Source organism: Pseudomonas sp. CCC3.1 (assembly GCF_034347405.1).
GTDB lineage: Bacteria > Pseudomonadota > Gammaproteobacteria > Pseudomonadales > Pseudomonadaceae > Aquipseudomonas.
This window is the reverse complement of record NZ_CP133778.1, coordinates 3,090,073-3,109,586: the sequence shown is the minus strand read 5'-3', so window position 1 is coordinate 3,109,586 and position 19,514 is coordinate 3,090,073. Positions and strand designations below refer to the sequence as shown.

The window sequence follows — 19,514 nt, the reverse complement described above, 5'->3', positions numbered from 1 at the left end:
ATCAAGTAACAGGCCTGTTAAAAGAGCTACTTGGGGACTAGTTTGTTTGTGGATTGGCGACGCGCACGCTTTTGCCGGGCGTGCGCCCCACAAGCAACCTCTTACAGGAGCAGTCAAATGAAGGACAAAGCCCTCAAAGCCAGTTTTCTGGCGGCCATGATCAGTCTGGCTGGAGCCGATGCCGGCGCCGCAGATTCGCGCGAGAACCCCTTCACGCTGGTCTACGGTGGCGCGATCACCCGGAACGAAGTCGGCAAGGTCAATATTCACCCTGTGACATACACGCTAAATGGGCTAAACATCGCCGCCAATGTCTACACGCCTGCCCATTATGATCCAACCAAAAAGTACCCGGCCGTGGTGGTGGCCCACCCCAACGGGGGCGTCAAGGAACAGGTCGCGGGCTTGTATTCTCAGCGTCTGGCCGAGCAGGGTTACATCGCGATAACGGCGGATGCAGCCTACCAGGGCGCTAGCGGCGGCACGCCACGCAATGTCGACAAACCCGCCAACCGAGTTGAAGACATCCACGGCATGGCAGATTTTATCGCCAGCTATCCGGGTGTTGACCCGCAACGTCTGGGGCTGCTGGGCATTTGCGGCGGTGGCGGTTACTCACTGAAGGCCGCGCAAACCGACAAGCGCTTCAAGGCAGTGGCTACGTTGAGCATGTTCAACTCCGGCGAGGTGCGGCGTAATGGTTACATGGACTCGCAACTCGACAGCATTCAACAACGGCTGAAACAGGCTTCTGAGGCCCGTGCCCAAGAGGCGGCAGGCGGTGAGGTGCTATACGCCAATGATGTGAAGCTGACCGATGAGCAGATCGCCAAGCTTCCGTTTGAACTGTATCGACAGGGTTTCGAATATTACGGAAAAACCCACGCCCATCCGAACTCAAGCAGCAAGTTCACTTTGAGCAGTTTGCTTGACCTGATGAGCTTCGATGCCAGGGATCAGCTGGAGTTGCTGAATCAGCCGTTGCTGATGTTGGCGGGCAGCAAGGCAGACAGCCTTTACATGACGAATCAGGCGTTTGCCAAGGCTACGGGTACTCAGGACAAAGAATTGTTCCTGATCGACGGTGCGACCCATATCGAAACGTATTGGGTACCCGAGTATGTCGATGTCGCCCTACAGAAGCTGAGCGAATTTTACGGTCGAACGCTTTGACGGCCTCGGTATCGTTGTAGTCGCTGGCGAGGTACGAAGGCTGCGATCGGTCATCCCTGACCGGGTTTGGCAAGCTGCTGGCACAGGGCATCGCGCAATAATTTGAAGGCCGGGGAGGATTGGTTCCTGCTGGGGTAATAGAGGTGGTAGCCGGTGAACGGTTCGCACCAGTCGTCCAGCACGCGAACCAGTCGCCCTTCGGCAATGTGTGTCATGACCAGGTCTTCGGGAATGTAGGCAAGGCCCAGCCCTTGAAGGGCGCTTTCCAGGCGCATGGCGATGGTGTTGAACACCAGTTGGCCAGATACGCGCACGTTGACCTCGCGACCGTTTTTCTCAAACTCCCAGGACAGCAAGCCGCCGTAAGTGGGCATGCGCAGGGTGATGCAATTGTGTTCGGCCAGGTCGTTTGGGGCCAGCGGCTTGGGGTGATGGGCGAAATAAGCCGGAGATCCAACCACCGCCATGCGCATGTCGGGGCCAATCGGCATGGCGATCATGTCCATTGCCACTTTGTCACCCAACCGAACGCCCGCATCGAAGCCATCGGCGACGATGTCGGTAAAGCCGTACTCGACAATGATCTCGATTTCCAGCTCCGGGTTGTCTGGCAGCAACGTGGCAAGCACCGGGTGCAGGACGGTGATTGCACAATGTTCGCCTGCGGTAATCCGCAGTTTGCCCGCAGGTTTGTCGCGGTACCGGCTCAGCGCTTGCAGTTCGCTGTCGATTTCCTGAAACCTGGGCGCGATCACCTTGAGCAGCTGTTTACCGGCTTCTGTGGGGGCTACGCTGCGCGTGGAGCGTGCCAGCAACCTGACTCCCAGGCGCTCTTCGAGTTGACGCATCGCTCGGCTGATCGCCGGTTGCGACATATTGAGGCGGGCGGCGGCGCGGGTGAAACTGCACTCCTGCGCCACGGCCGAGAAAATCGCCAGTTGATCGTAAACTTCTGTGCCCATTGAGGGGGTCCTTAAGGCTCCAGCCCGATCCCGCGCAATATAACCGCGGTAATGGTCTGCACTGCCTGGTCGAATTGATGATCAGACAAGGGTTGATGACCGTTGAGCACGTTGACCTGGTAGTCGAAGTCGGCGTAGTGCTGGGTCGAGGCCCAGATCATGTACAGCAACGCAGAAGGCTCGACGGGGTTGATGCGTTTTTCGTCGACCCACTGGCTAATCTTCGCTTCCATGAACTTGGCGCCCTTGGACATGTGTTCTTCGAGCATGTCCTGAAACAGTGGCGCTCCGCGCATGATCTCGTTGGCCCAGAGTTTTGAGCCGTGGGGGCGCAAGCGCGAGTGGGTCATTTTTTTCATCACGTAGCTGGTGAGCACCACGCGCGGGTCGTCGAAACGCACAAAGCAGTCGCCCTCCAGGTCCCAGGTGTCCAGCAGGTTGACCAGTACTTCGCGGTACAGCTCCTCTTTGGTGGTGAAGTAGTAATGCAGGTTGGAGCGTGGCAGTTCGGCATGCAGGGCGATGTCAGCCATTTTGGTCCCGGCATAGCCCTGTTCGGCAAAAATTTTCTCCGCAGCCAGAAGGATTTTCTCAACGTTCTTTCGGCGGATTTTAACTTTGGGGTTGGTCATCGAATTCCAGATTCAGGACGATGGAGTAGCCTGAGAACAGGCGTGGGTAGCATAGATCAAATCTTTCAGGAAAATCAGGTCAGCCGCCTGAACAGACGGCTGACCCATACGCCTTTGGTTAATGCGCCGGGCGGAAAATTTCGGCGTACAACGGCCAGTGATCAGACACACCTTCGGCATGGCGTGCGCTGTCAAAACGGGCCGGGCTGCCCCAGCGGTTGACTTGATACGGGCTCCGGTTGGGCAGGCGAATGCTCGCTGGATCAACCTGCCAGCCATTGAAGCCGCTCGCTGTGGTCATTTGCTTGGGAAACAGCAGCATGTCGAAGAACGACCACTCGCGTTTGGTGTGGTAGTAGTAGCTGCCTTTGCAGTCGTTGCAGCCAATGAACTGTGACACGGCCCAGGTGCTGGCCAGGTCTTTGGCGATATAGCCATGCTGTTTTTCTTCGCCGGCATTGATGTTGAAGTCACCGCCGACAATCGGCAGTACATCGCTTGGCAATTCACGTTTGAGTTGCGCCAGATACGCAACGGCTTGTTGACGCAGGTAGCCCGGAGCTCCGCCGGACGGCAAGTGCACGGCAAAGACGGCGGCTTTCTGGCCATCGGGCAGCAGCAGGCGGACTTCGAGAATGCCCCGGGTTTTACTGACGCGCTCTTGATCTTCATTGCCAAGGGCCTTGTAGGGCACGCGGTGCAGGCGGGCCTTGTCCCATTGCGGCAAGCGGCTGAGCACGGCGGTGTCGATGCCGCGCGAATCCCAGCCTTCGATCAAGACGCGGGTCTGGTAATCAGACGTGTCGAGATGGCTATTGAGCTGCTCGATGACGTTGATATTTTCAACTTCGTCGAGCATCAGAATGTCAGGGCCACGGCCTTGATTGATCTGCTTGATCACTGCGCTCAAGCGCTTGAGTTTTTCGCTGAGCAGGGCATCGGTCCAGTCGTTTTCTTCGCATTCCTTGCGCCACGCCGCGACGTCAATTTTGGCGCACGTGGCGAGGTATTCCGGGTGGGCCTTTTTCACGCTCAGGGGCAGGTAGGCATAGTCTTCCTTGCCCTCGTCGTGCACGGTGTCGAACAGGTTCTCGACGTTGTAGGTCATCAAAGACACCCGTGCCGTTTCTGGCGCGTGGTGCGTGGTGCAGGCGCTAAGGCACAGAACACCAAGAGCAATGGCTAAATGAGCACGCAGGGATTTCATCGTGGATCTATCCAGACAAGTAGGGGGAAAAAATCCCTGTAGGAGCGAGCTTGCCTCGCGATCTTTTGATCTTCTAAAAGATCGCGAGGCAAGCTCGCTCCTACAGGCTATTTGGGTTGAGGTCCGGCAAGCGCCTCCAGGCTTAAGCGCATCATGCTGTGGAAGTCATCCTGGCGTTGCTGGGCGGTGAGGCGTTCGCCCGTGAGGATGTGATCGCTCACGGTCAGCACCGTCAGCGCTTTTTTGCCCCGTTCAGCGGCGACGCCGTACAGCCCGGCCGCTTCCATTTCTACCGCCAGCACCCCCATTTTCTGCATGCGCTCGAACAGGCCGTCTTGCGGCTCGTAGAACAGGTCGGCAGAAAAGATATTGCCCACATGCACCGGCAGGTTTTGCGCATCGGCGTGGCGAACCACACGTTCAAGCAGGCGGTAATCACTGATGGCGGCAAAGTCATGCCCGTCCAGGCGCTTGCGATTGACGTTTGAGTCGGTGCAGGCGCCCATGGCGATCACCAGATCGCCGAGCTGGACATGGGGTTGTACTGCGCCGCAGCTGCCGACGCGGATAATGCGTTCCACGCCAAATTGACTGAACAGCTCGTGGGCATAGATGGACACCGACGGGATGCCCATGCCAGAGCCCATGACCGAGATCCGCTGGCCCGCGTAGAGGCCGGTAAAACCGAGCATGTTGCGCACACCGTTTACCTGAACCACGTCGCTTAAATAGGTGTCGGCCAGCATCTTCGCGCGCAAAGGGTCGCCGGGCATCAGCACGGTTTCAGCGAAAGCGCCGAGTTCGGCGTTGATGTGTGGAGTGGCCATGATCAAGTGTCTCGTGAAGGTGCACAGTGAAGAAAAGACCGCCCATGGGAGCACGACGGTAGCCTAAAGAATTCGGCCAGGGTCTGACCAAAATCGGCAAAACTTTCGCGTTGGCCGAGGCTGCCGGGCGTGATGCCCGCGCCTAGGGCCAACACAGGGATGTGTTCGCGGGTGTGATCGCTGCCCGCAAAGCTCGGGTCGCAGCCATGGTCGGCGCCGATCAGCAGTAAATCGTCGGCTTGCATCTGCGCGAGCAACTCGGGCAGGCGGCGGTCGAAGGCTTCCAGTGCGGCGGCATAGCCAGGAATGTCACGGCGGTGGCCGTAGAGCATGTCGAAATCGACAAAGTTGCTGAATATCAGTGTGTTCTCAGGGGCATCGGCCAAGGCGGTGAGCGTAGCGTCGAACAGCGCTTCGTTGCCGTCGGCCTTGTACAGTTTACTGATGCCGCGATGGGCAAAAATATCGCCGATCTTGCCCACGGCGAACACCTGGCCACCGGCCTCGCACAGGCGATCGAGCAAGGTCGGTGCCGGTGGCGGGACGGCGTAATCACGGCGATTGCCGGTGCGCACATAGGTGCTCGGGCTGTCGCCTTTAAAGGGGCGGGCGATGACCCGACCAATGTTGTACCGGTCGCACAGTTTGCGGGCGATCTCGCACAGCGCCAGCAACCGCGGCAGGCCAAAGTCATCTTCATGGGCCGCGATTTGCAACACGCTGTCGGCTGAGGTGTAGAGAATCGGCTTGCCGGTGCGACGATGTTCGTCGCCCAATTGTTCAAGAATGGTGGTGCCGGATGCGTGGCAGTTGCCGAGAATGCCCGGCAGGTCGCCATGCGAAATCAACGCTTCAAGCAGCGTTGGCGGAAAACTGTTGCTGCGTTCGCTGAAGTAACCCCATTCGCTCAGCACCGGCACCCCGGCCATTTCCCAGTGCCCGGACGGCGTGTCTTTGCCGCTCGACACCTCACGGGCGTAACCGTAGGCACCGAGTACCTGAATGTCGGCGGGCAGGCCGGGCGGGAACTCACCGGCACTTAATGCCGCCGCATGGCCTAGCCCCAGGCGAGCCAGGTTGGGCACGTGCAGCAGTCCCTGACGCTGGACGTTGTCGGCTTCACCACGGGCACAGGCTTGGGCGATGTGCAGCAGGGTATTGGCGCCGCTGTCGCCGAACGCTGCGGCATCGGCGCTGGCGCCAATACCGAACGAGTCGAGTACAAGGAGCAGTGCCCGGCTCATGATGCCTCCAGAAACAGCTGCACGATCAGCGGTGATGTGCTCTCGGCCTGTTCGGCGATCTCATAAGCGGCAAGCACGGCCTTGGCCGCTTGCTCGGCTTTGAACGGGTTGCTGGCGTGCACCCGTGCCAGCGGTTGCCCTGCCTCGACGTGCTCGCCCGGCAGGACTAACTGGCTGAGGCCGACGCTTGGGTCGATCACGTCTTGCGGGCGCAAACGACCGCCGCCCAGCGAGACCACGCTGATGCCAATGGCACGGGTATCAATGGCGCTGACCACTCCCGACACGGGCGCCAGGACCGGGAGCACCACTTCGGCGCTCGGCAAGTAGGCTTCTGGTCGCTCAACCAGATCAGCCGGGCCGCCGAGGGCTTGGACCATGCGTGAGAAGCGGCGCAGGGCTTCACCGTTGCGCCAGACCGTGAGCAACTGCTCACGGGCCTGTTCGGCGGTCGTCGCCAGACCCGCACACAACAGCACCTGGATGGCCAGCGCCAGGGTGACTTCCCACAGGCGTTCACTGCGCACTTCGCCGCGCAACAGGGCGATGGCTTCCTCGACTTCCAGCGCATTGCCCGCCGAGCGTGCCAGGGGCTGATTCATATCGGTGATCAGTGCACGGGTTCGCACTCCGGCACCGTTGGCCACAGACACCAGTGCATCGGCCAGGGCCATGGCATTGTCGGCGGTGGACATGAATGCACCATTGCCCACCTTGACGTCGATCAGCAGCACATCAAGACCTGCGGCGAGCTTTTTGCTGAGGATCGAGGCGGTGATCAGGTCAATGGATTCCACAGTCCCGGTCACGTCGCGAATCGAATACAGGCGCTTGTCTGCCGGGGCCAGATCGCCGGTCTGACCAATGATCGCGCACCCGACGTCAGCGACGATGGCCTGCAAACGCTCAGGGGAGGGCAGGCTGTCGTAACCGGGGATGCTGTCGAGTTTGTCGAGGGTGCCGCCGGTGTGGCCAAGGCCGCGCCCCGAGATCATCGGTACGTAGCAGCCGCAGGCCGCCAGCAGCGGCGCCAGCGGCAGGCTGACCATGTCACCGACGCCGCCGGTGGAATGCTTGTCGACCACCGGACCCGGCAGGTTCCAGGTCATGACCTGGCCAGAGTCACGCATGGCCATGGCCAGGGCGACGCGCTCCTCGACATTCATGCCTTTGAGCATGATGGCCATGGCAAGCGCGGCAATCTGGCCTTCGCCGATGCTGTTGTCGGTAATACCGCAAACGAAACGCTGGATGTCGCCTTCACTCAGCGCCAGGCCTGCGCTTTTGCGGCGAATCACTTCTTGTGGCAACCAGTTCATCAGTACGCTCCTTGCGCTGGTGTTTCGGCACTCAGGCCTATGTGTTGAAGCATGTTGTCGAGCAGGCTGGAGGCGCCAAAGCGCAGGTGGCGCGGGCTGATCCACTCTTCGCCGAGAATGTCTTTGGCCAGGTGCAGATACTGCGCCGCATCGCTGAGCGTGCGCATGCCACCCGCGGGCTTGAGGCCGACCTCGGGGTTGGTGTCGGCGATGGCTTGCAGCATCAACTCAGCGGCCTGCTTGGTGGCGTTGACCTTTACCTTGCCGGTGCTGGTCTTGATGAAGTCGGCGCCTGCGTTGATAGCGTCGATGCTGGCCCGGTAAATCAGCTGCGCGTTGAGTTCGCCGGTTTCCAGAATCACCTTGAGCAGCGCACGGCCCTCGCACAGTGACTTGCAGGCCGCGACCAGTTCGCGTCCGGGCTGTTCGTCACCGGCAATCAGGGCGCGGTAGGGGTAAACCACATCAATCTCGTTGGCGCCGTTTTCCAGCGCTTCGCGGATGTGTGCCAGTACCTCGGCCAGCGGCAAGTTACCGCCTGGGAAGTTGCACACGGTTGCGACACTTACCGCGTCGCCACCCAAGGTATTCAGGGTGTGGCGGGCCAGACTGACGAACTGCGGGTAGACACAGACTGCCGTGACCGGGCCGACCGGGGTCAGTGCTTTGCGGCACAGCGCCTCGATGGTGGCGTCGGTATCGTCAGCGTTGAGTGAAGTCAGGTCCAGTAGGGCGATGACTCGGCGTGCCAAGGTGTGTTCGTTGTCATTCATGTCATGTCTTCGATCTTTCAGAGGCGCCAGGTCATTGGCTGGCGCCTGTTGGGGTAGTGGGCGCGTCAAAGGGAGATGAACACGCCCGCCAGTGCAGCACTCATAAGGTTAGACAATGTGCCGGCGGCGACTGCGCGAAGCCCCATGCGAGCCAGGTCTTGGCGACGGGAAGGGGCCATGACCCCAAGGCCGCCGAGAATGATGCCGATCGATGACAGGTTGGCAAAACCGCACAGGGCAAAGGTCACGATCACTTGGGTATGCGCCGACAGCACCGTGACGCCTTTGGCGGCGGCTTGCACCGGGTCCAGGTAAGCGGCGAAGTCCACATAAGCGACGAACTCATTGAGGACGAGTTTCTCGCCGATAAATCCGCCGGCAATGGTCGCTTCGCTCCACGGTACGCCCAGCAAGAAGGCCAAGGGTGCAAACAGGTGGCCGAGAACCAATTGCAGGCTCAGGTGTGGAAAGCCGAACCATGCGCCGCACCAGCCAAGAATGCCATTGAGCATGGCGATCAAGGCGATGAAGGCCAACAGCATGGCGCCCACGTTGAGTGCTAGGTGCAGACCGTTACTGACCCCCAGTGCGGCGGCGTCAATGACGTTGGCGGGCTTGTCGTCGGGGTACACCTCGACATCGCTGGGGTCGTCATGCGGCACGTGGGTTTCGGGCTCCATCAACTTGGCCATCAGCAGCCCGCCGGGGGCGGCCATAAAGCTGGCAGCAATCAGGTACTTGAGTTCGATACCCAGGCTGGCGTAGCCGATTAGCACCGAGCCTGCGACCGAGGCCAACCCGCCGGCCATGACCGCGAACAGTTCGGAGCGCGTCATGTTGGCCAGAAATGGGCGCACCACCATGGGTGCTTCGCTCTGGCCGACAAAGATGTTGGCGGTGGCCGACATCGACTCGGTGCGGCTGGTGCCCAGGACGCGCTGTAACCCGCCGCCGATGACCCGAATAATCACGTTCATCACGCCCAGGTAGTACAGGATGGCGATGAAACTGCTGAAAAACACAATCAGCGGCAACACCCTGATCGCAAACACGAATCCTTGATTGCCGAAGATCTCAAACATCTTTTCACTGGCCAGTGGGCCGAACAGAAAACTGATGCCTTCGTTGGCATAGCCTTGCAGCGATGACACCGCATCGGAAATCCCGGTTAACGTCGCTTGCCCCCACGGCACATACAGCGCGAAAGCGCCAACGCCTGCTTGCAGTAAAAAGGCTCCACCCACTGTTTGTAACTTGATCGCCCGCCGGTTGCTGGAGAGCAACACCGCCAGAAGAATCAATACCACTACACCCATGAAGCTCATTGACTACATCCCCATGTGTAACGCATCAAAGTCGCCTTCCGTTTCTTGAGGACGGTGTGGCGGGCAGGGCAGTGGGTCGTTAAAAACGAAAGGCGCCGGGCAGCAGTTGCTCGATGGTCCAGTCGCGGCTGGCCGATTCTTGATGCCCGACGCAATACACCGGGCAGTGAGCAAGCATGAGTTCGTGCATCACCTGGCGGCACGCGCCGCAGGGGGAAATCAGCGCCACCTTGGGCGCGTACACCAGCATGGCTTTGAAGCTGCCAGGCTTATGACCTTGGGCGATGGCACTGAACAATGCGCTGCGTTCAGCGCAATTGGTCAGGCCGTAGGACACATTCTCGACATTGCAGCCGCGAATGATCTGATCGTCTGCCGTTAGCAGGGCCGCACCGACAGGGAAGTCCGAATGCGGGCACCAGGCGGCTTTTGAGGCCGCGATGGCTTCGGGCAGCAAACGTTCGTAGAGGGCTTGCGCCTCCGGGGTACGGCTCATGGCTGGGTGCTCGCAGAGGCGTCGGCCAGGCCGTTGTCGACCCTTTGGATGCGCTTTTGCGGATTCAACTGGCCAACCGGTTCACCGGCACGGTCGCTGACTTGCAGGTAGTCGATCAGTGCGTCGAGGTCGTTGAGCCCGGTGTCCAGGCGCTCGCTGGCATCCTTGAAGACGGTGAAGTTATCGCCGCCGCCAGCCATGAACGAGTTCACGGTGACCTGGTAGCTCATTTCAGGCACCACCTGCACCCCATCAATACGTATGCTGCTGGCGACGATTCGCTCCCCTTGCGGCTTGCTGGGGTCCCAGCGGTAGGTCAGCGAAGACGAGGGCTGTAATGGGTAGAAACCGAAACCGTTGTTTTGCCATTGCTGTTCGAGCAGTTGTTTCAGTTGCGCGCCGCTCAAGGTCAGGATGTTCAGCGTGTTGTTGAACGGCTGCACCGAGGCCACTTGGCTGTAGGTGAGTTGTTCCTGGCCGGGTTCGAGAATCAGGTCGGTACGAATCCCGCCCAGGTTGATGAACGCTACCTGTGCACCCAGTGAGCGGGTAGCCTTCAGTTGCGCATCAGACACCAGATCGCCCATGGCGGATTCGCCTGCGGCATTGAGCGTGCGTTTCACTTCGGTATCAGCCATGCGCGCGATGGGTTTGCTCAGGTGCTCATGGCTGCGGGCTTCCACTTCGGCCTGTTGTGCGGCGATTTCCGGCAGCGGCGGGTAGCGCTTAGGGTCGGCCAGAATGTTCTGCGCCTTGGCATCCAGCAGTTGGTGCTTGACCGGATCGACCGTCAAGGTGAGGTGAGTCACCAGACGCCCGAACGAACTGCCCTGAGTGACCAGCTTGTCGCCGAGGCGGCACAGGTAGCCCTGGTGAGTGTGAGCCGTGATCACCACTTTGATTTCTGGCGCCAGGCGATTAGCCACGTCGATGATGTCGCCTTTTAGCTGACTGCAATCGGTCTGGTCGTAGGGTTCAACGGTTTCGCCGCCCTGGTGAATCACTGCGACGACGGCATCGACTCCCAGCTTGTGCAGCGCTGGCAGTTGCGCGTTGATGGCGTCGGCTTCGTCGATGGAGTACAGGCCGTTCATGCTTTGGGTGCTGACATAGGCCGAGACATTTTTAAGCACGGCGCCAACGAACGCGATTTTCGCGCCATTGGCCTCTTCGATCCGGTAGGCCGGGAACAGTGGTTTGCCGGTTTGTGCGTCCATCAGGTTGGCAGCTACATAGGGAAAGCGCGTGCCTTTGTAGTCTGTGCTGTACAGACAGGCTTTTTCGGGGCGAGGAGAGTCGCATCCGCCATTGATCTGGCGTTGCAGTTCGATCGTGCCCTGATCGAGTTCATGGTTACCGATAACGCTGAATCTGAGCCCCAGGGTGCCGAGTGCCGTCAGGGTTGGTTCATCCGCCCACATGGCTGACATCGGCGGGCTGCCCCCAATCATGTCTCCAGCGCCGACCAGCAGCAGTTGCGGGTCGCTTTTGCGCAACTCGCCGACCACGCCGCTGAGGGCGTTGATGCCGCCAGCCTTGAGTGTCACCTTGCCGCCCGGCGCCGATGCATCAGCGTAGGTAAACGGGGTGGCGGTGAGGTTGCCGTGAAAATCGTTGATCGCGGCAATGTTGACCTCGACCGGTTTACCGGGCGGGTTACAGGCGCCCAGCGCCAGCGCCACTGGAATAACTAGGCTGGCGTTGCGCAGGCGCGAGAATACATTCGACATGGGGGCTCCTAGGGGCGGCTCAGGCGGTACGTGGCTGGCCAGCGGTTGCCGCGCCAGATGCAGCAGCCGGGATGTACTGAGTGCCCAGGCCTGCGCGCAGCAGAAGCATTTTCAGGTTGTCGTTGATCGTTTCCAGACGGTCTTGCAGGTGGCTGTTGAACACCATGCCCACCAGCGCGATGGCAATACCCAGAGCGGTGGCGTACAGCGCAGTACCGATGCCGCGAGACACTTCACCCGGATCCGAAACACCGGCTTCGGCCAGGGCCTTGAAGGTATCGATGATGCCCATGATGGTGCCGAGCAGGCCCAGCAACGGCGCGCCGGCGACCACTGCTTCAAGGATCCACAAACTGTGTGACAGCTTGCCGCGGATCGAAATGTAAATAGCCTGGCCCAGGTCTTCGAGTTCCTGGTGCGAGTGCAGTTGACGGCGGCCGTCATAGATTTGCGAGAGCAGTTGCAGTGGTAGGCTGTCACGTTCGGTCAAGGCGGCTGGCAGGTCTTCGACGCTGCGGATTTTGCCGTTGATGGCCGGCAACAATTGACGTGCCTTGCGCAGTGAGTAGCTGAAGAAAATGCAGCGTTCAACGACCACAAAAGCGGCCAGTGCAGCGGCGCCGTACATGACATAGAAAGTGATGTCGTGCAGCAGGTTCATGTTCATCAGGTTCATCCTTTTATGAGGGCACAGCCCAGGCCCGCTGTTCAGGCGGGCCTGGCTTACAGGGTCAAGTCAAAGGGTTAGAAGCTGGCTTCGAAAGAAACCATGGCGGTACGTTCTTCACCGACGTTGTAGTACGGGGTGGCAGCGCTCACACCGTTGGCAGGTGCCGCGTTGACCACCACGGTGCGTGCCGACGACAAGTATTCCTTGTCGAAAACGTTGAGCATCGAGACGCGAATGGCAGCAGATTTGATGATCTTCTTGTCGACCGGCAGGCGTACACCAGCGTTAAGGTCGACCGTGGTACGGCCAGCGATCTTCTGATCGTTGGTCAAGTCGCCGAAGTAGCTGCCGACGTATTTGCCAGCGACGTTGGCGTAGTAGCGCTTGTCGTCCCAGCCGATGCTGGCGTTGAGCATGTTTTTGGGCACGTTAGCCAGTTGCTTGCCAGCGGTAGGCATGTCTTTGTTGCGGAAGACGATATCGTCTTTTTGCTCGGACTCGGTGTAGGTGTAAGAGGTGTAGTAGTTGAAGTTGTACGGCAGCAAGCCGCTCCACTCCAGTTCCAGACCTTTGTTGACGACGCTGCCGACGTTGAGCATTTCATAGTCGCCATCGGCGTTGGTGGTCGACAGCTGGCGGTCGGTGTACGAGATGCGGAACAGAGTTGCGCTCAGCGCCATGTTTTCTTGGGTGTAGCGCCAGCCCAGTTCCTGGTTCCAGCTCAGTTCAGGTGCGGTGCTGATCGAGTCGCCCGCGTTGTACAGCACGTAGTTCGGCGGGGTGCGCATGTTGCGGGTGACGTTGTAGAACGCTTGGTTTGTGTCGTTGATCTGGTAGCGCGCGCTGAAGCTCGGCAAGAACTGGTGGTACTTGGCATCACGCTTTTCAGGTTTGTTGTACAGGTCGCCGAGGTTGTCACCGTCACGCTCGACGTACTGATAGGCGATACCGCCGGTCAGGGTCAGGTCCGGGGTGAAGGTCCAAGTGTCCTGGATCCAGAGTTTTTGCGCCGGGGTCACGGTGTATTGATGGCGACCCTGCACGGTGACGCCATTGTTGTCCTTGACCTGATCGCTTGAGTTGTAGTCACCCCAGATGTCTGACGGTGCGCCATTTGAATTGATGCTGATAAACGGCTGAGTCTGACGCTGACGAGCACGCTCGTACCAGTAGCCGACGTCGACACTGTGGAATTCGTTCAGGTCCCATTTGAACTTGGTGTTGACACCCGAGCGCCAGGTTTCGGTCCATGAAGGCCGGTAGTAGGTGTTGTACGCAAGGCCCTTGAGGTCATAGTTGCCTGCCTTGCTGGAGGTCGACGACAGGCCGCTGGCCGTTTGGCCGCTGAAGCTGCCGCCGTTGGCCCAGAGGTAGTAGGGCGCAACAGTCAGCGCCAAGTCGTCGCGCAGCTGGAAGCGCTGGGTCAGGGTGGCGGATACGTTTTCAAACGGGTTGCGGTTGATTTTGTAGTACGAGGTCAACTGGCCGGTGCTGTTGTAGGTCGGTGTTTCTGCGTAGTCCAGGCGGCGGCCGGATTTGTCGAACTGGGCCTTGCTCAGTGTGTTGTAGTTATAGTTGTCTTGGCGGTTGTATTTGATGATGGCATTGGTGGAGTTGCCATTGCCATCTTCAAATAATGTGTTCCATTCAACTTTGTCGGCACGCACAACGCCTTTGCCACGCCATTTGTCACCTTCGGTGTGGGACGCCGACAAATAACTTTTAAAACCATTTATATCGCCGGTATTAATACGGATAAATGATTTGTCCAGGCTGTTCGAGCCGACTGATTGTTTAACAAAGACACCGAAGTCTTTGGTCGGGCGCAGGGTCACCAGACCTATGTTGCCGCCACTGGAACCAATATGCGGGCCGTCAATTTCCGAAGAGCCTTGAGTGGCGAACACTTCACTGTAGTTCTCAGGGTCACCGAGCAAGTTTGGATAGATGTTGTAATCGCCCGAGTCGTTGATCGGGATACCGTCAGCAGAAACACCGATCTGGTCGGAGTTCATGCCGCGCATGGTGAAACTGGTGCCGCTGAGGCCCGAGGCGTCGGTGCTGGAGACGTTGATGCCTGGTGTGTACTTGAGCTTGTCGATGGCGTTGGCAGTGGGCGCCATTTCGTCCATCGCTTCTTTGGTCACAGTCGAACGGCCCTTGGGCGAGTCTTCTTGAATCATGTGGCCATTGCCCAGACTTTGCCCGGTTACTTTAACGTCGCCCATATCAACTGTATCGTCCGCCAGGGTCGATAAAGTCCAGCCGCCAACCCCAACGGCCAGCAACGTTGCAAATAAAGTATTCAGTTTCAAAACGCTTTCCCCCTAAACATCATGAGTGGAGCTGAAGTGGCTTTAGTTATTGCTCTATGTTGTATACAAGCGTGGCGCTGAAGCGGTATTTGTCCTTGCCCGAGAAACTTTCTTCAGGAAAAGGAACCACTTGATCGAGGCGTTTCAAACTGGTTTGTGCTGCGCGATTGAGCAGCATGTTTGTCGCCTTCTTTTCAATGCCCGAATCGAGCACCTTGCCGCTTCGGTCAACCAGCAACCACACCACCACATTGCCTTCCGGGCGTTGTAATGAAGCTTCGCGACCTCGCGGGTATTGCTTGTACTTCTCAAGTTCGGCCAACAGGCGAGCGATGTAACGGCTCTCCAGATCAGCCGGATTGGCTCGTGGGGCCTGAGCTACAGGCCTGGCCACTGTAACCGGGGCTGGCGGCGCGGCTGCCGGGGCAGGCGCGGGGGCCTGAACCACGGGCTGTGGTTTGGGCGGTGTCGGTGCGGCCTTGACCACTTGCGGCTTGGGTTTGGGCGGCTGTGGCTTGGGGACGGGCGGCTTGGGCTTTGGCGGAGGTGGCGGCTCAACCACTTGCTCTTCGACCACTTCTACTTCCGGCGGTGGAGGCGGCTCTTCGACGACCGGCTCGGGTTCGGGCTCCGGTGGCGGCGGCTGCAACTCATCAGGATCAATCAACGCGATTTCGACCGTTGTGTCGTCGTACTTGGGCGTGATCTTCAGGCGAGAGTCCATGGCGCTGTGCACGGCCACGGCCAGCAGGCAGATCGCCGGCAGACACGCGATCGCTTTGCGGGATTTGAAAAAAACCGACATAGCTTAGAGCTTCCGGGTCGCGATGGAAACGGAGGAAAAACCGCTGCTTTTGAGCACGTCCATCACAGTCACCAGGCGCGCCACCTCAACACCTTCATCACTGTTGAGGATGATCACCATTTTCTGCTCAGGGTTTTCCATGGCCTTGAGCTGAACCACCAGTTCGGTCTGGTCCAGGTCTTTACCGTCCAGTTGCAAGCGATCGTCCAGGCCCAATGTGATCACGGCCTTGTTCTGCGGCTTGAGTTGTTGTGCGTGGGCAGCGCCTGGCAACTGAGTCTTGATCCCCAGCGCGGGAATCACGTTGAGACTGATCAATACGAAAAACACCAACAGGAACATCATCACGTCGATCATCGGAATGATCTCGATATGCAGGCGCTTTTTCTTCGGTTCTTCCCAGCTTCGCATCACATGTACTCCAGTCCACAGCGGGGATCAAAAAGCTGATCGTCCATTCAGATTCTCACTTGAGGTTTGCTGGGCACAGGGCATGCATAACCTGTCACAAGTGTCAGGTTGCAGAGAGTAAGGGAGTGGTGTTTCAGAATGGTTGCAGAAAAAAGTATTTTTAAACGTGTTTATATTTTTTATTTTGACGTGGTTTTTTTAGATTTAGAGCGATATAGCCCTGCAATTGAAGGGTTTTACACGATTATTCCGAGATGTGATGTGTGCGATGCGGTTTTTGAGTGAATCTTAATAAAACTGACATGTGTGACAGCTTTTGGGTTGTCTGCTCAAGGCCGGGGTAGGTGCTGTGGGTGATGCCGGTAACTGCGATCGAACCTGTGGGAGCGGGCTTGCCCGCGATAGCATCGACGCGGTTTAACAGAAAAACCGCATCGCCTGCATCGCTGGCAAGCCAGACTCCCACAGATTCTTTGTGGTATTTGAAACAGCGTTCGTTTCTCTGACTGGCGTCGGCTTATTCAGGATTGCCGTTTTGTGCCAACAAGATAGTGATCAAGGTCCGGATCACTGTGGGCAGCGCTTCCAGGTCTCGTACCAGAACGCTTCGCTCGCGCACCCGCCAGGGTTCGTCGAGTTCGATAAGCGACAAACCCATGGTGCGTTGATGACGGCGAGCTGAGGATTCCGGCAGGATGGCCAGGCCCACGCCCGCTTCGACCATTCGGCACATCGCTTCGAAGCTGTAGACCTTGATGCGCATGTTCAACGTTTGGCCGTGCAGGGCGACTTGTTCATTCAAGAAGCGCAGCAGGGTGGTGCCCTCGTGCAAGCCAATGTGCGGGTAAGCCAGTGTTTCTGACAGCTTGACCTTCTTGCGTCGGGCCAGCGGGTGTTCCTGGGGGGTGACCAGTATCAGTTGGTCGGTACTGAAGTGGATGACCTGCAAGCCGTCAGCCTTGACCGGGCCTGCGATGATGCCCATGTCTGTTGAGCCGTCCATGACCCCGCGCACGATATCCCGACTCAAGCGTTCTTGCAGGTCGACGGTTACCCCTGGGCGTTCGGCGAGAAAGCCGGCGAGGATTTCCGGCAAAAATTCCGTTGCTGCGGTGGTATTGGCAAAAATCTTGATATGCCCGGAGGCTTCGGCGCCGTACTCGGTGAACTCGTTTTTCATGTAGTCCACCTGACGCATGATCACCCGCGCATGCTGCAAGAACAGCTTGCCTGAAGGTGTCAGCTCGACGCCCCGGCTGTCACGGTACAACAGGCGATTGGCTAGGCTTTCTTCGAGGCTTTTGATCCGTGCGCTGGCCGCAGCGGCGGACATGCAGGCTTTGCGCGCACCCTGGGTCAGGCTGGGGGATTCGGCGATATGGATGAACAGTCGCAGGTCGACTAAATCGAAGTGCATGGCTGATTTCCGTTGAGCATGAACGCTGTTGTGTGGCGCCGGTGTTAAGCAAAGCCGAACGCCCCCTTACGAAAACGCAGATTCACAGACCGCCGGGCATTTGGCAATCATGGCCAAAATAACAAGCCACGGGGACATCACCGATGAGCGATGACGCACTGTCCGTTTGGATCGGTCGCACTGAAGAAGTTCATGATCATTTGAGTCTGAATCTGGTCACTCGTATCGCCGCCACCTTGGGCGAGAGTGCACCACAAGCCGGTGAGCCGTTGCCTGCGTTGTGGCAATGGTGTTTCTTCCAGTCGACGGTTGAGGCAGTAGGTTTGGGGGGCGATGGGCATCCGGCACGCGGGGGCTTCTTGCCACCGGCCGACAATCGCAACCGCATGTGGGCGGGCGGCCGTATCGAGTTTCACACAGCGCTTAAGGTGGACGCCGAAGCGACGCGTATCTCCACCATCACCGATGTTCAGCAAAAGCAGGGCAAGACCGGTTCACTGTTGTTTGTCACGGTCCAGCATGACTATTTGCAGGACGGGCAACTGGCGATTCGTGAAGAGCAGGACATCGTCTATCGCGAACCCAGCCCTCCCAAACTGACGGGCAGCGACCCGTTACCTGAAGGCGCTTGGCAGGCGTGCGTCACGCCCAGTCCAACCCTGCTGTTTCGCTATTCGGCAGTCACTTTTAATGGCCACCGCATTCACTACGACTGGCCCTACGCGACTCAGGTCGAGGGCTATCCGGGTTTGGTGGTGCATGGGCCATTAATCGCCACGCTGGCGCTGCGCGCGTTCTGTCGTGCGAACCCTGATGCGCGTCCCCGGCATTTCTCTTACCGGGGCATTCGTCCATTGATTGCTCCGCATCCGTTCGAAGTGGGAGGCCGTGTGGTCGCTCCCGGCAAGGCCGAACTGTGGGCCGGTAATGCAGACGGTGTCGCCCAACAGGCCGAAGTGAGCTTCGACTGATCACTGCGCGTCACCAGTGAATACGATAAATACAACAAGGATCTGCAATGAATCCGTATCTGAATGAAGACTACAACGCCATTCGCGAGGGTGTGCGCGCCCTGTGTGCGGAGTTTCCTGCTGAGTACTGGCGCAAGATCGACGAGGAAAAGGGTTTTCCTGAGGCCTTTGTCACCGCCATGACTGAGGCGGGTTGGTTGTCGGCGATGATCCCTCTGGAATACGGCGGCTCGGGTCTGGGTTTGGCTGAGGCCTCGGTCATTCTCGAGGAGGTGAACCATTGCGGCGGCAACTCCGGCACCGTGCACGGCCAGATGTACAACATGTTTACGTTGTTGCGTCACGGCAGCGAGGCGCAAAAGCGCTACTACCTGCCCAAACTGGCCAGCGGCGAGTTGCGTTTGCAGTCCATGGGCGTGACCGAGCCGAGTACCGGCACCGACACCACCAAGATCAAGACCACCGCCGTGCGAGAGGGCGACAGCTACGTGATCAACGGCCAGAAGGTCTGGATCTCACGGGTTCAGCACTCGGACCTGATGATTTTGCTGGCCCGCACCACGCCGCTGGCCGAGGTGGCGAAGAAAGCCGATGGCATGTCGATCTTCCTCATCGACCTGCGTGAAGCCATCGGTAACGGCCTGACCGTGCAGCCGATTGCCAATATGGTCAATCACGAAACCAACGAGTTGTTCTTCGACAACCTGCGCATACCGGCCAGCAGCTTGATCGGCGAAGAGGGCAAGGGCTTTCGCTACATTCTCGACGGGCTCAATGCCGAGCGTACGCTGATCGCCGCCGAGTGCATTGGCGATGGTCGCTGGTTCAATGAAAAGTCTGCCCAGTACGCCCGTGATCGCGTGGTATTTGGTCGCCCGATCGGGCAGAACCAGGGGGTGCAATTCCCGATTGCCGAAGCGCATATCGAGCTGGAAGCCGCCGACCTGATGCGCTGGCGCGCTTGCGAAGAATACGATAGCGGGCGCAGCGCCGGAGCGGCGGCGAACATGGCCAAATACCTGGCTGCCAAAGCCAGTTGGGAGGCGGCCAACGCGTGCCTGCAAACCCACGGCGGCTTCGGCTTTGCCAATGAATACGACGTGGAGCGCAAGTTCCGCGAGACCCGTCTGTATCAGGTCGCGCCCATCTCCACCAACTTGATCTTGTCGTACGTGGCCGAGCACCTGCTTGAGTTGCCGCGCTCTTTCTGAGTACGCCTTGACATCATCTTTCATGG

Annotated in this window: 18 protein-coding genes; 3 read left to right on the top strand and 15 right to left on the bottom strand. The window is 58.8% G+C overall.

Annotated features, from left to right (window positions below; genetic code table 11):
- Nucleotides 1–117 precede the first annotated feature (117 nt).
- Nucleotides 118–1,173, top strand: coding sequence for an alpha/beta hydrolase (locus RHM56_RS13710; protein ID WP_322232922.1), 1,056 nt, complete (start codon nucleotides 118–120; stop codon nucleotides 1,171–1,173).
- 50 nt (nucleotides 1,174–1,223) lie between these two features.
- Here RHM56_RS13710 and RHM56_RS13705 read toward each other — a convergent pair whose 3' ends face one another.
- The 15 genes from RHM56_RS13705 to RHM56_RS13635 all read right to left on the bottom strand — a co-directional run bounded on the left by RHM56_RS13705 (nucleotide 1,224) and on the right by RHM56_RS13635 (nucleotide 17,306).
- Complete coding sequence (locus RHM56_RS13705) at nucleotides 1,224–2,135, bottom strand: LysR family transcriptional regulator (protein ID WP_322232919.1); 912 nt, start codon at nucleotides 2,133–2,135, stop codon at nucleotides 1,224–1,226.
- An 11-nt stretch (nucleotides 2,136–2,146) separates the two neighbouring features.
- On the bottom strand, nucleotides 2,147–2,767 hold the full coding sequence (locus RHM56_RS13700) for a TetR/AcrR family transcriptional regulator (protein ID WP_322232917.1): 621 nt from the start codon (nucleotides 2,765–2,767) through the stop codon (nucleotides 2,147–2,149).
- A 118-nt stretch (nucleotides 2,768–2,885) separates the two neighbouring features.
- Complete coding sequence (locus RHM56_RS13695; protein ID WP_322232915.1) at nucleotides 2,886–3,974, bottom strand: endonuclease/exonuclease/phosphatase family protein; 1,089 nt, start codon at nucleotides 3,972–3,974, stop codon at nucleotides 2,886–2,888.
- 107 nt (nucleotides 3,975–4,081) lie between these two features.
- Nucleotides 4,082–4,801, bottom strand: coding sequence for a purine-nucleoside phosphorylase (gene deoD, locus RHM56_RS13690; protein ID WP_322232913.1), 720 nt, complete (start codon nucleotides 4,799–4,801; stop codon nucleotides 4,082–4,084).
- Between the two features lie 2 nt (nucleotides 4,802–4,803).
- On the bottom strand, nucleotides 4,804–6,045 hold the full coding sequence (locus tag RHM56_RS13685) for a phosphopentomutase (protein WP_322232912.1): 1,242 nt from the start codon (nucleotides 6,043–6,045) through the stop codon (nucleotides 4,804–4,806).
- Nucleotides 6,042–7,364 (bottom strand): thymidine phosphorylase, encoded by a 1,323-nt coding sequence (deoA, locus tag RHM56_RS13680; RefSeq protein WP_322232910.1) that lies wholly within the window; start codon nucleotides 7,362–7,364, stop codon nucleotides 6,042–6,044. The genes RHM56_RS13685 and deoA overlap by 4 nt, the downstream gene beginning before the upstream one ends.
- Nucleotides 7,364–8,137, bottom strand: a complete 774-nt coding sequence (deoC, locus tag RHM56_RS13675) for a deoxyribose-phosphate aldolase (RefSeq protein ID WP_322232908.1) — start codon at nucleotides 8,135–8,137, stop codon at nucleotides 7,364–7,366. The genes deoA and deoC overlap by 1 nt, the downstream gene beginning before the upstream one ends.
- 65 nt (nucleotides 8,138–8,202) lie before the next feature.
- Nucleotides 8,203–9,462, bottom strand: coding sequence for a NupC/NupG family nucleoside CNT transporter (locus RHM56_RS13670; RefSeq protein ID WP_322232906.1), 1,260 nt, complete (start codon nucleotides 9,460–9,462; stop codon nucleotides 8,203–8,205).
- Between the two features lie 79 nt (nucleotides 9,463–9,541).
- A complete protein-coding gene (cdd, locus tag RHM56_RS13665) occupies nucleotides 9,542–9,958 on the bottom strand; it encodes a cytidine deaminase (RefSeq protein WP_322232904.1) in 417 nt (138 codons plus the stop codon).
- Nucleotides 9,955–11,688, bottom strand: a complete 1,734-nt coding sequence (locus RHM56_RS13660; protein ID WP_322232902.1) for a bifunctional metallophosphatase/5'-nucleotidase — start codon at nucleotides 11,686–11,688, stop codon at nucleotides 9,955–9,957. The genes cdd and RHM56_RS13660 overlap by 4 nt, the downstream gene beginning before the upstream one ends.
- 19 nt (nucleotides 11,689–11,707) lie before the next feature.
- Complete coding sequence (locus tag RHM56_RS13655; RefSeq protein WP_322232900.1) at nucleotides 11,708–12,355, bottom strand: MotA/TolQ/ExbB proton channel family protein; 648 nt, start codon at nucleotides 12,353–12,355, stop codon at nucleotides 11,708–11,710.
- 77 nt (nucleotides 12,356–12,432) lie between these two features.
- Nucleotides 12,433–14,673, bottom strand: a complete 2,241-nt coding sequence (locus RHM56_RS13650; RefSeq protein ID WP_322232898.1) for a TonB-dependent receptor — start codon at nucleotides 14,671–14,673, stop codon at nucleotides 12,433–12,435.
- A gap of 46 nt (nucleotides 14,674–14,719) precedes the next feature.
- The gene (locus tag RHM56_RS13645) at nucleotides 14,720–15,478 is read right to left on the bottom strand and encodes an energy transducer TonB (RefSeq protein ID WP_322232896.1); all 759 of its coding nucleotides are present in this window, start codon (nucleotides 15,476–15,478) and stop codon (nucleotides 14,720–14,722) included.
- A gap of 3 nt (nucleotides 15,479–15,481) precedes the next feature.
- Complete coding sequence (locus RHM56_RS13640) at nucleotides 15,482–15,889, bottom strand: biopolymer transporter ExbD (RefSeq protein WP_322232894.1); 408 nt, start codon at nucleotides 15,887–15,889, stop codon at nucleotides 15,482–15,484.
- 517 nt (nucleotides 15,890–16,406) lie between these two features.
- A complete protein-coding gene (locus tag RHM56_RS13635; protein ID WP_322232892.1) occupies nucleotides 16,407–17,306 on the bottom strand; it encodes a LysR substrate-binding domain-containing protein in 900 nt (299 codons plus the stop codon).
- A 143-nt stretch (nucleotides 17,307–17,449) separates the two neighbouring features.
- Here RHM56_RS13635 and RHM56_RS13630 point away from each other — a divergent pair, with 143 nt between their 5' ends.
- Together RHM56_RS13630 and RHM56_RS13625 are read left to right on the top strand one after the other, a co-directional pair.
- Complete coding sequence (locus tag RHM56_RS13630; protein WP_322232890.1) at nucleotides 17,450–18,277, top strand: FAS1-like dehydratase domain-containing protein; 828 nt, start codon at nucleotides 17,450–17,452, stop codon at nucleotides 18,275–18,277.
- Nucleotides 18,278–18,324: 47 nt separating this feature from the next.
- Complete coding sequence (locus tag RHM56_RS13625; protein WP_322232889.1) at nucleotides 18,325–19,488, top strand: acyl-CoA dehydrogenase family protein; 1,164 nt, start codon at nucleotides 18,325–18,327, stop codon at nucleotides 19,486–19,488.
- The last annotated feature ends 26 nt before the right edge of the window (nucleotides 19,489–19,514 follow it).

Excerpts from the sequence above, each read along its gene's own strand:
- RHM56_RS13710 (WP_322232922.1), top strand. The coding sequence starts at position 118 with ATGAAGGACAAAGCCCTCAAAGCCAGTTTTCTGGCGGCCATGATCAGT.
- RHM56_RS13705 (WP_322232919.1), bottom strand. The coding sequence starts at position 2,135 with ATGGGCACAGAAGTTTACGATCAACTGGCGATTTTCTCGGCCGTGGCG.
- RHM56_RS13700 (WP_322232917.1), bottom strand. The coding sequence starts at position 2,767 with ATGACCAACCCCAAAGTTAAAATCCGCCGAAAGAACGTTGAGAAAATC.
- RHM56_RS13695 (WP_322232915.1), bottom strand. The coding sequence starts at position 3,974 with ATGAAATCCCTGCGTGCTCATTTAGCCATTGCTCTTGGTGTTCTGTGC.
- deoD (WP_322232913.1), bottom strand. The coding sequence starts at position 4,801 with ATGGCCACTCCACACATCAACGCCGAACTCGGCGCTTTCGCTGAAACC.
- RHM56_RS13685 (WP_322232912.1), bottom strand. The coding sequence starts at position 6,045 with ATGAGCCGGGCACTGCTCCTTGTACTCGACTCGTTCGGTATTGGCGCC.
- deoA (WP_322232910.1), bottom strand. The coding sequence starts at position 7,364 with ATGAACTGGTTGCCACAAGAAGTGATTCGCCGCAAAAGCGCAGGCCTG.
- deoC (WP_322232908.1), bottom strand. The coding sequence starts at position 8,137 with ATGAATGACAACGAACACACCTTGGCACGCCGAGTCATCGCCCTACTG.
- RHM56_RS13670 (WP_322232906.1), bottom strand. The coding sequence starts at position 9,462 with ATGAGCTTCATGGGTGTAGTGGTATTGATTCTTCTGGCGGTGTTGCTC.
- cdd (WP_322232904.1), bottom strand. The coding sequence starts at position 9,958 with ATGAGCCGTACCCCGGAGGCGCAAGCCCTCTACGAACGTTTGCTGCCC.
- RHM56_RS13660 (WP_322232902.1), bottom strand. The coding sequence starts at position 11,688 with ATGTCGAATGTATTCTCGCGCCTGCGCAACGCCAGCCTAGTTATTCCA.
- RHM56_RS13655 (WP_322232900.1), bottom strand. The coding sequence starts at position 12,355 with ATGAACATGAACCTGCTGCACGACATCACTTTCTATGTCATGTACGGC.
- RHM56_RS13645 (WP_322232896.1), bottom strand. The coding sequence starts at position 15,478 with ATGTCGGTTTTTTTCAAATCCCGCAAAGCGATCGCGTGTCTGCCGGCG.
- RHM56_RS13640 (WP_322232894.1), bottom strand. The coding sequence starts at position 15,889 with ATGCGAAGCTGGGAAGAACCGAAGAAAAAGCGCCTGCATATCGAGATC.
- RHM56_RS13635 (WP_322232892.1), bottom strand. The coding sequence starts at position 17,306 with ATGCACTTCGATTTAGTCGACCTGCGACTGTTCATCCATATCGCCGAA.
- RHM56_RS13630 (WP_322232890.1), top strand. The coding sequence starts at position 17,450 with ATGAGCGATGACGCACTGTCCGTTTGGATCGGTCGCACTGAAGAAGTT.
- RHM56_RS13625 (WP_322232889.1), top strand. The coding sequence starts at position 18,325 with ATGAATCCGTATCTGAATGAAGACTACAACGCCATTCGCGAGGGTGTG.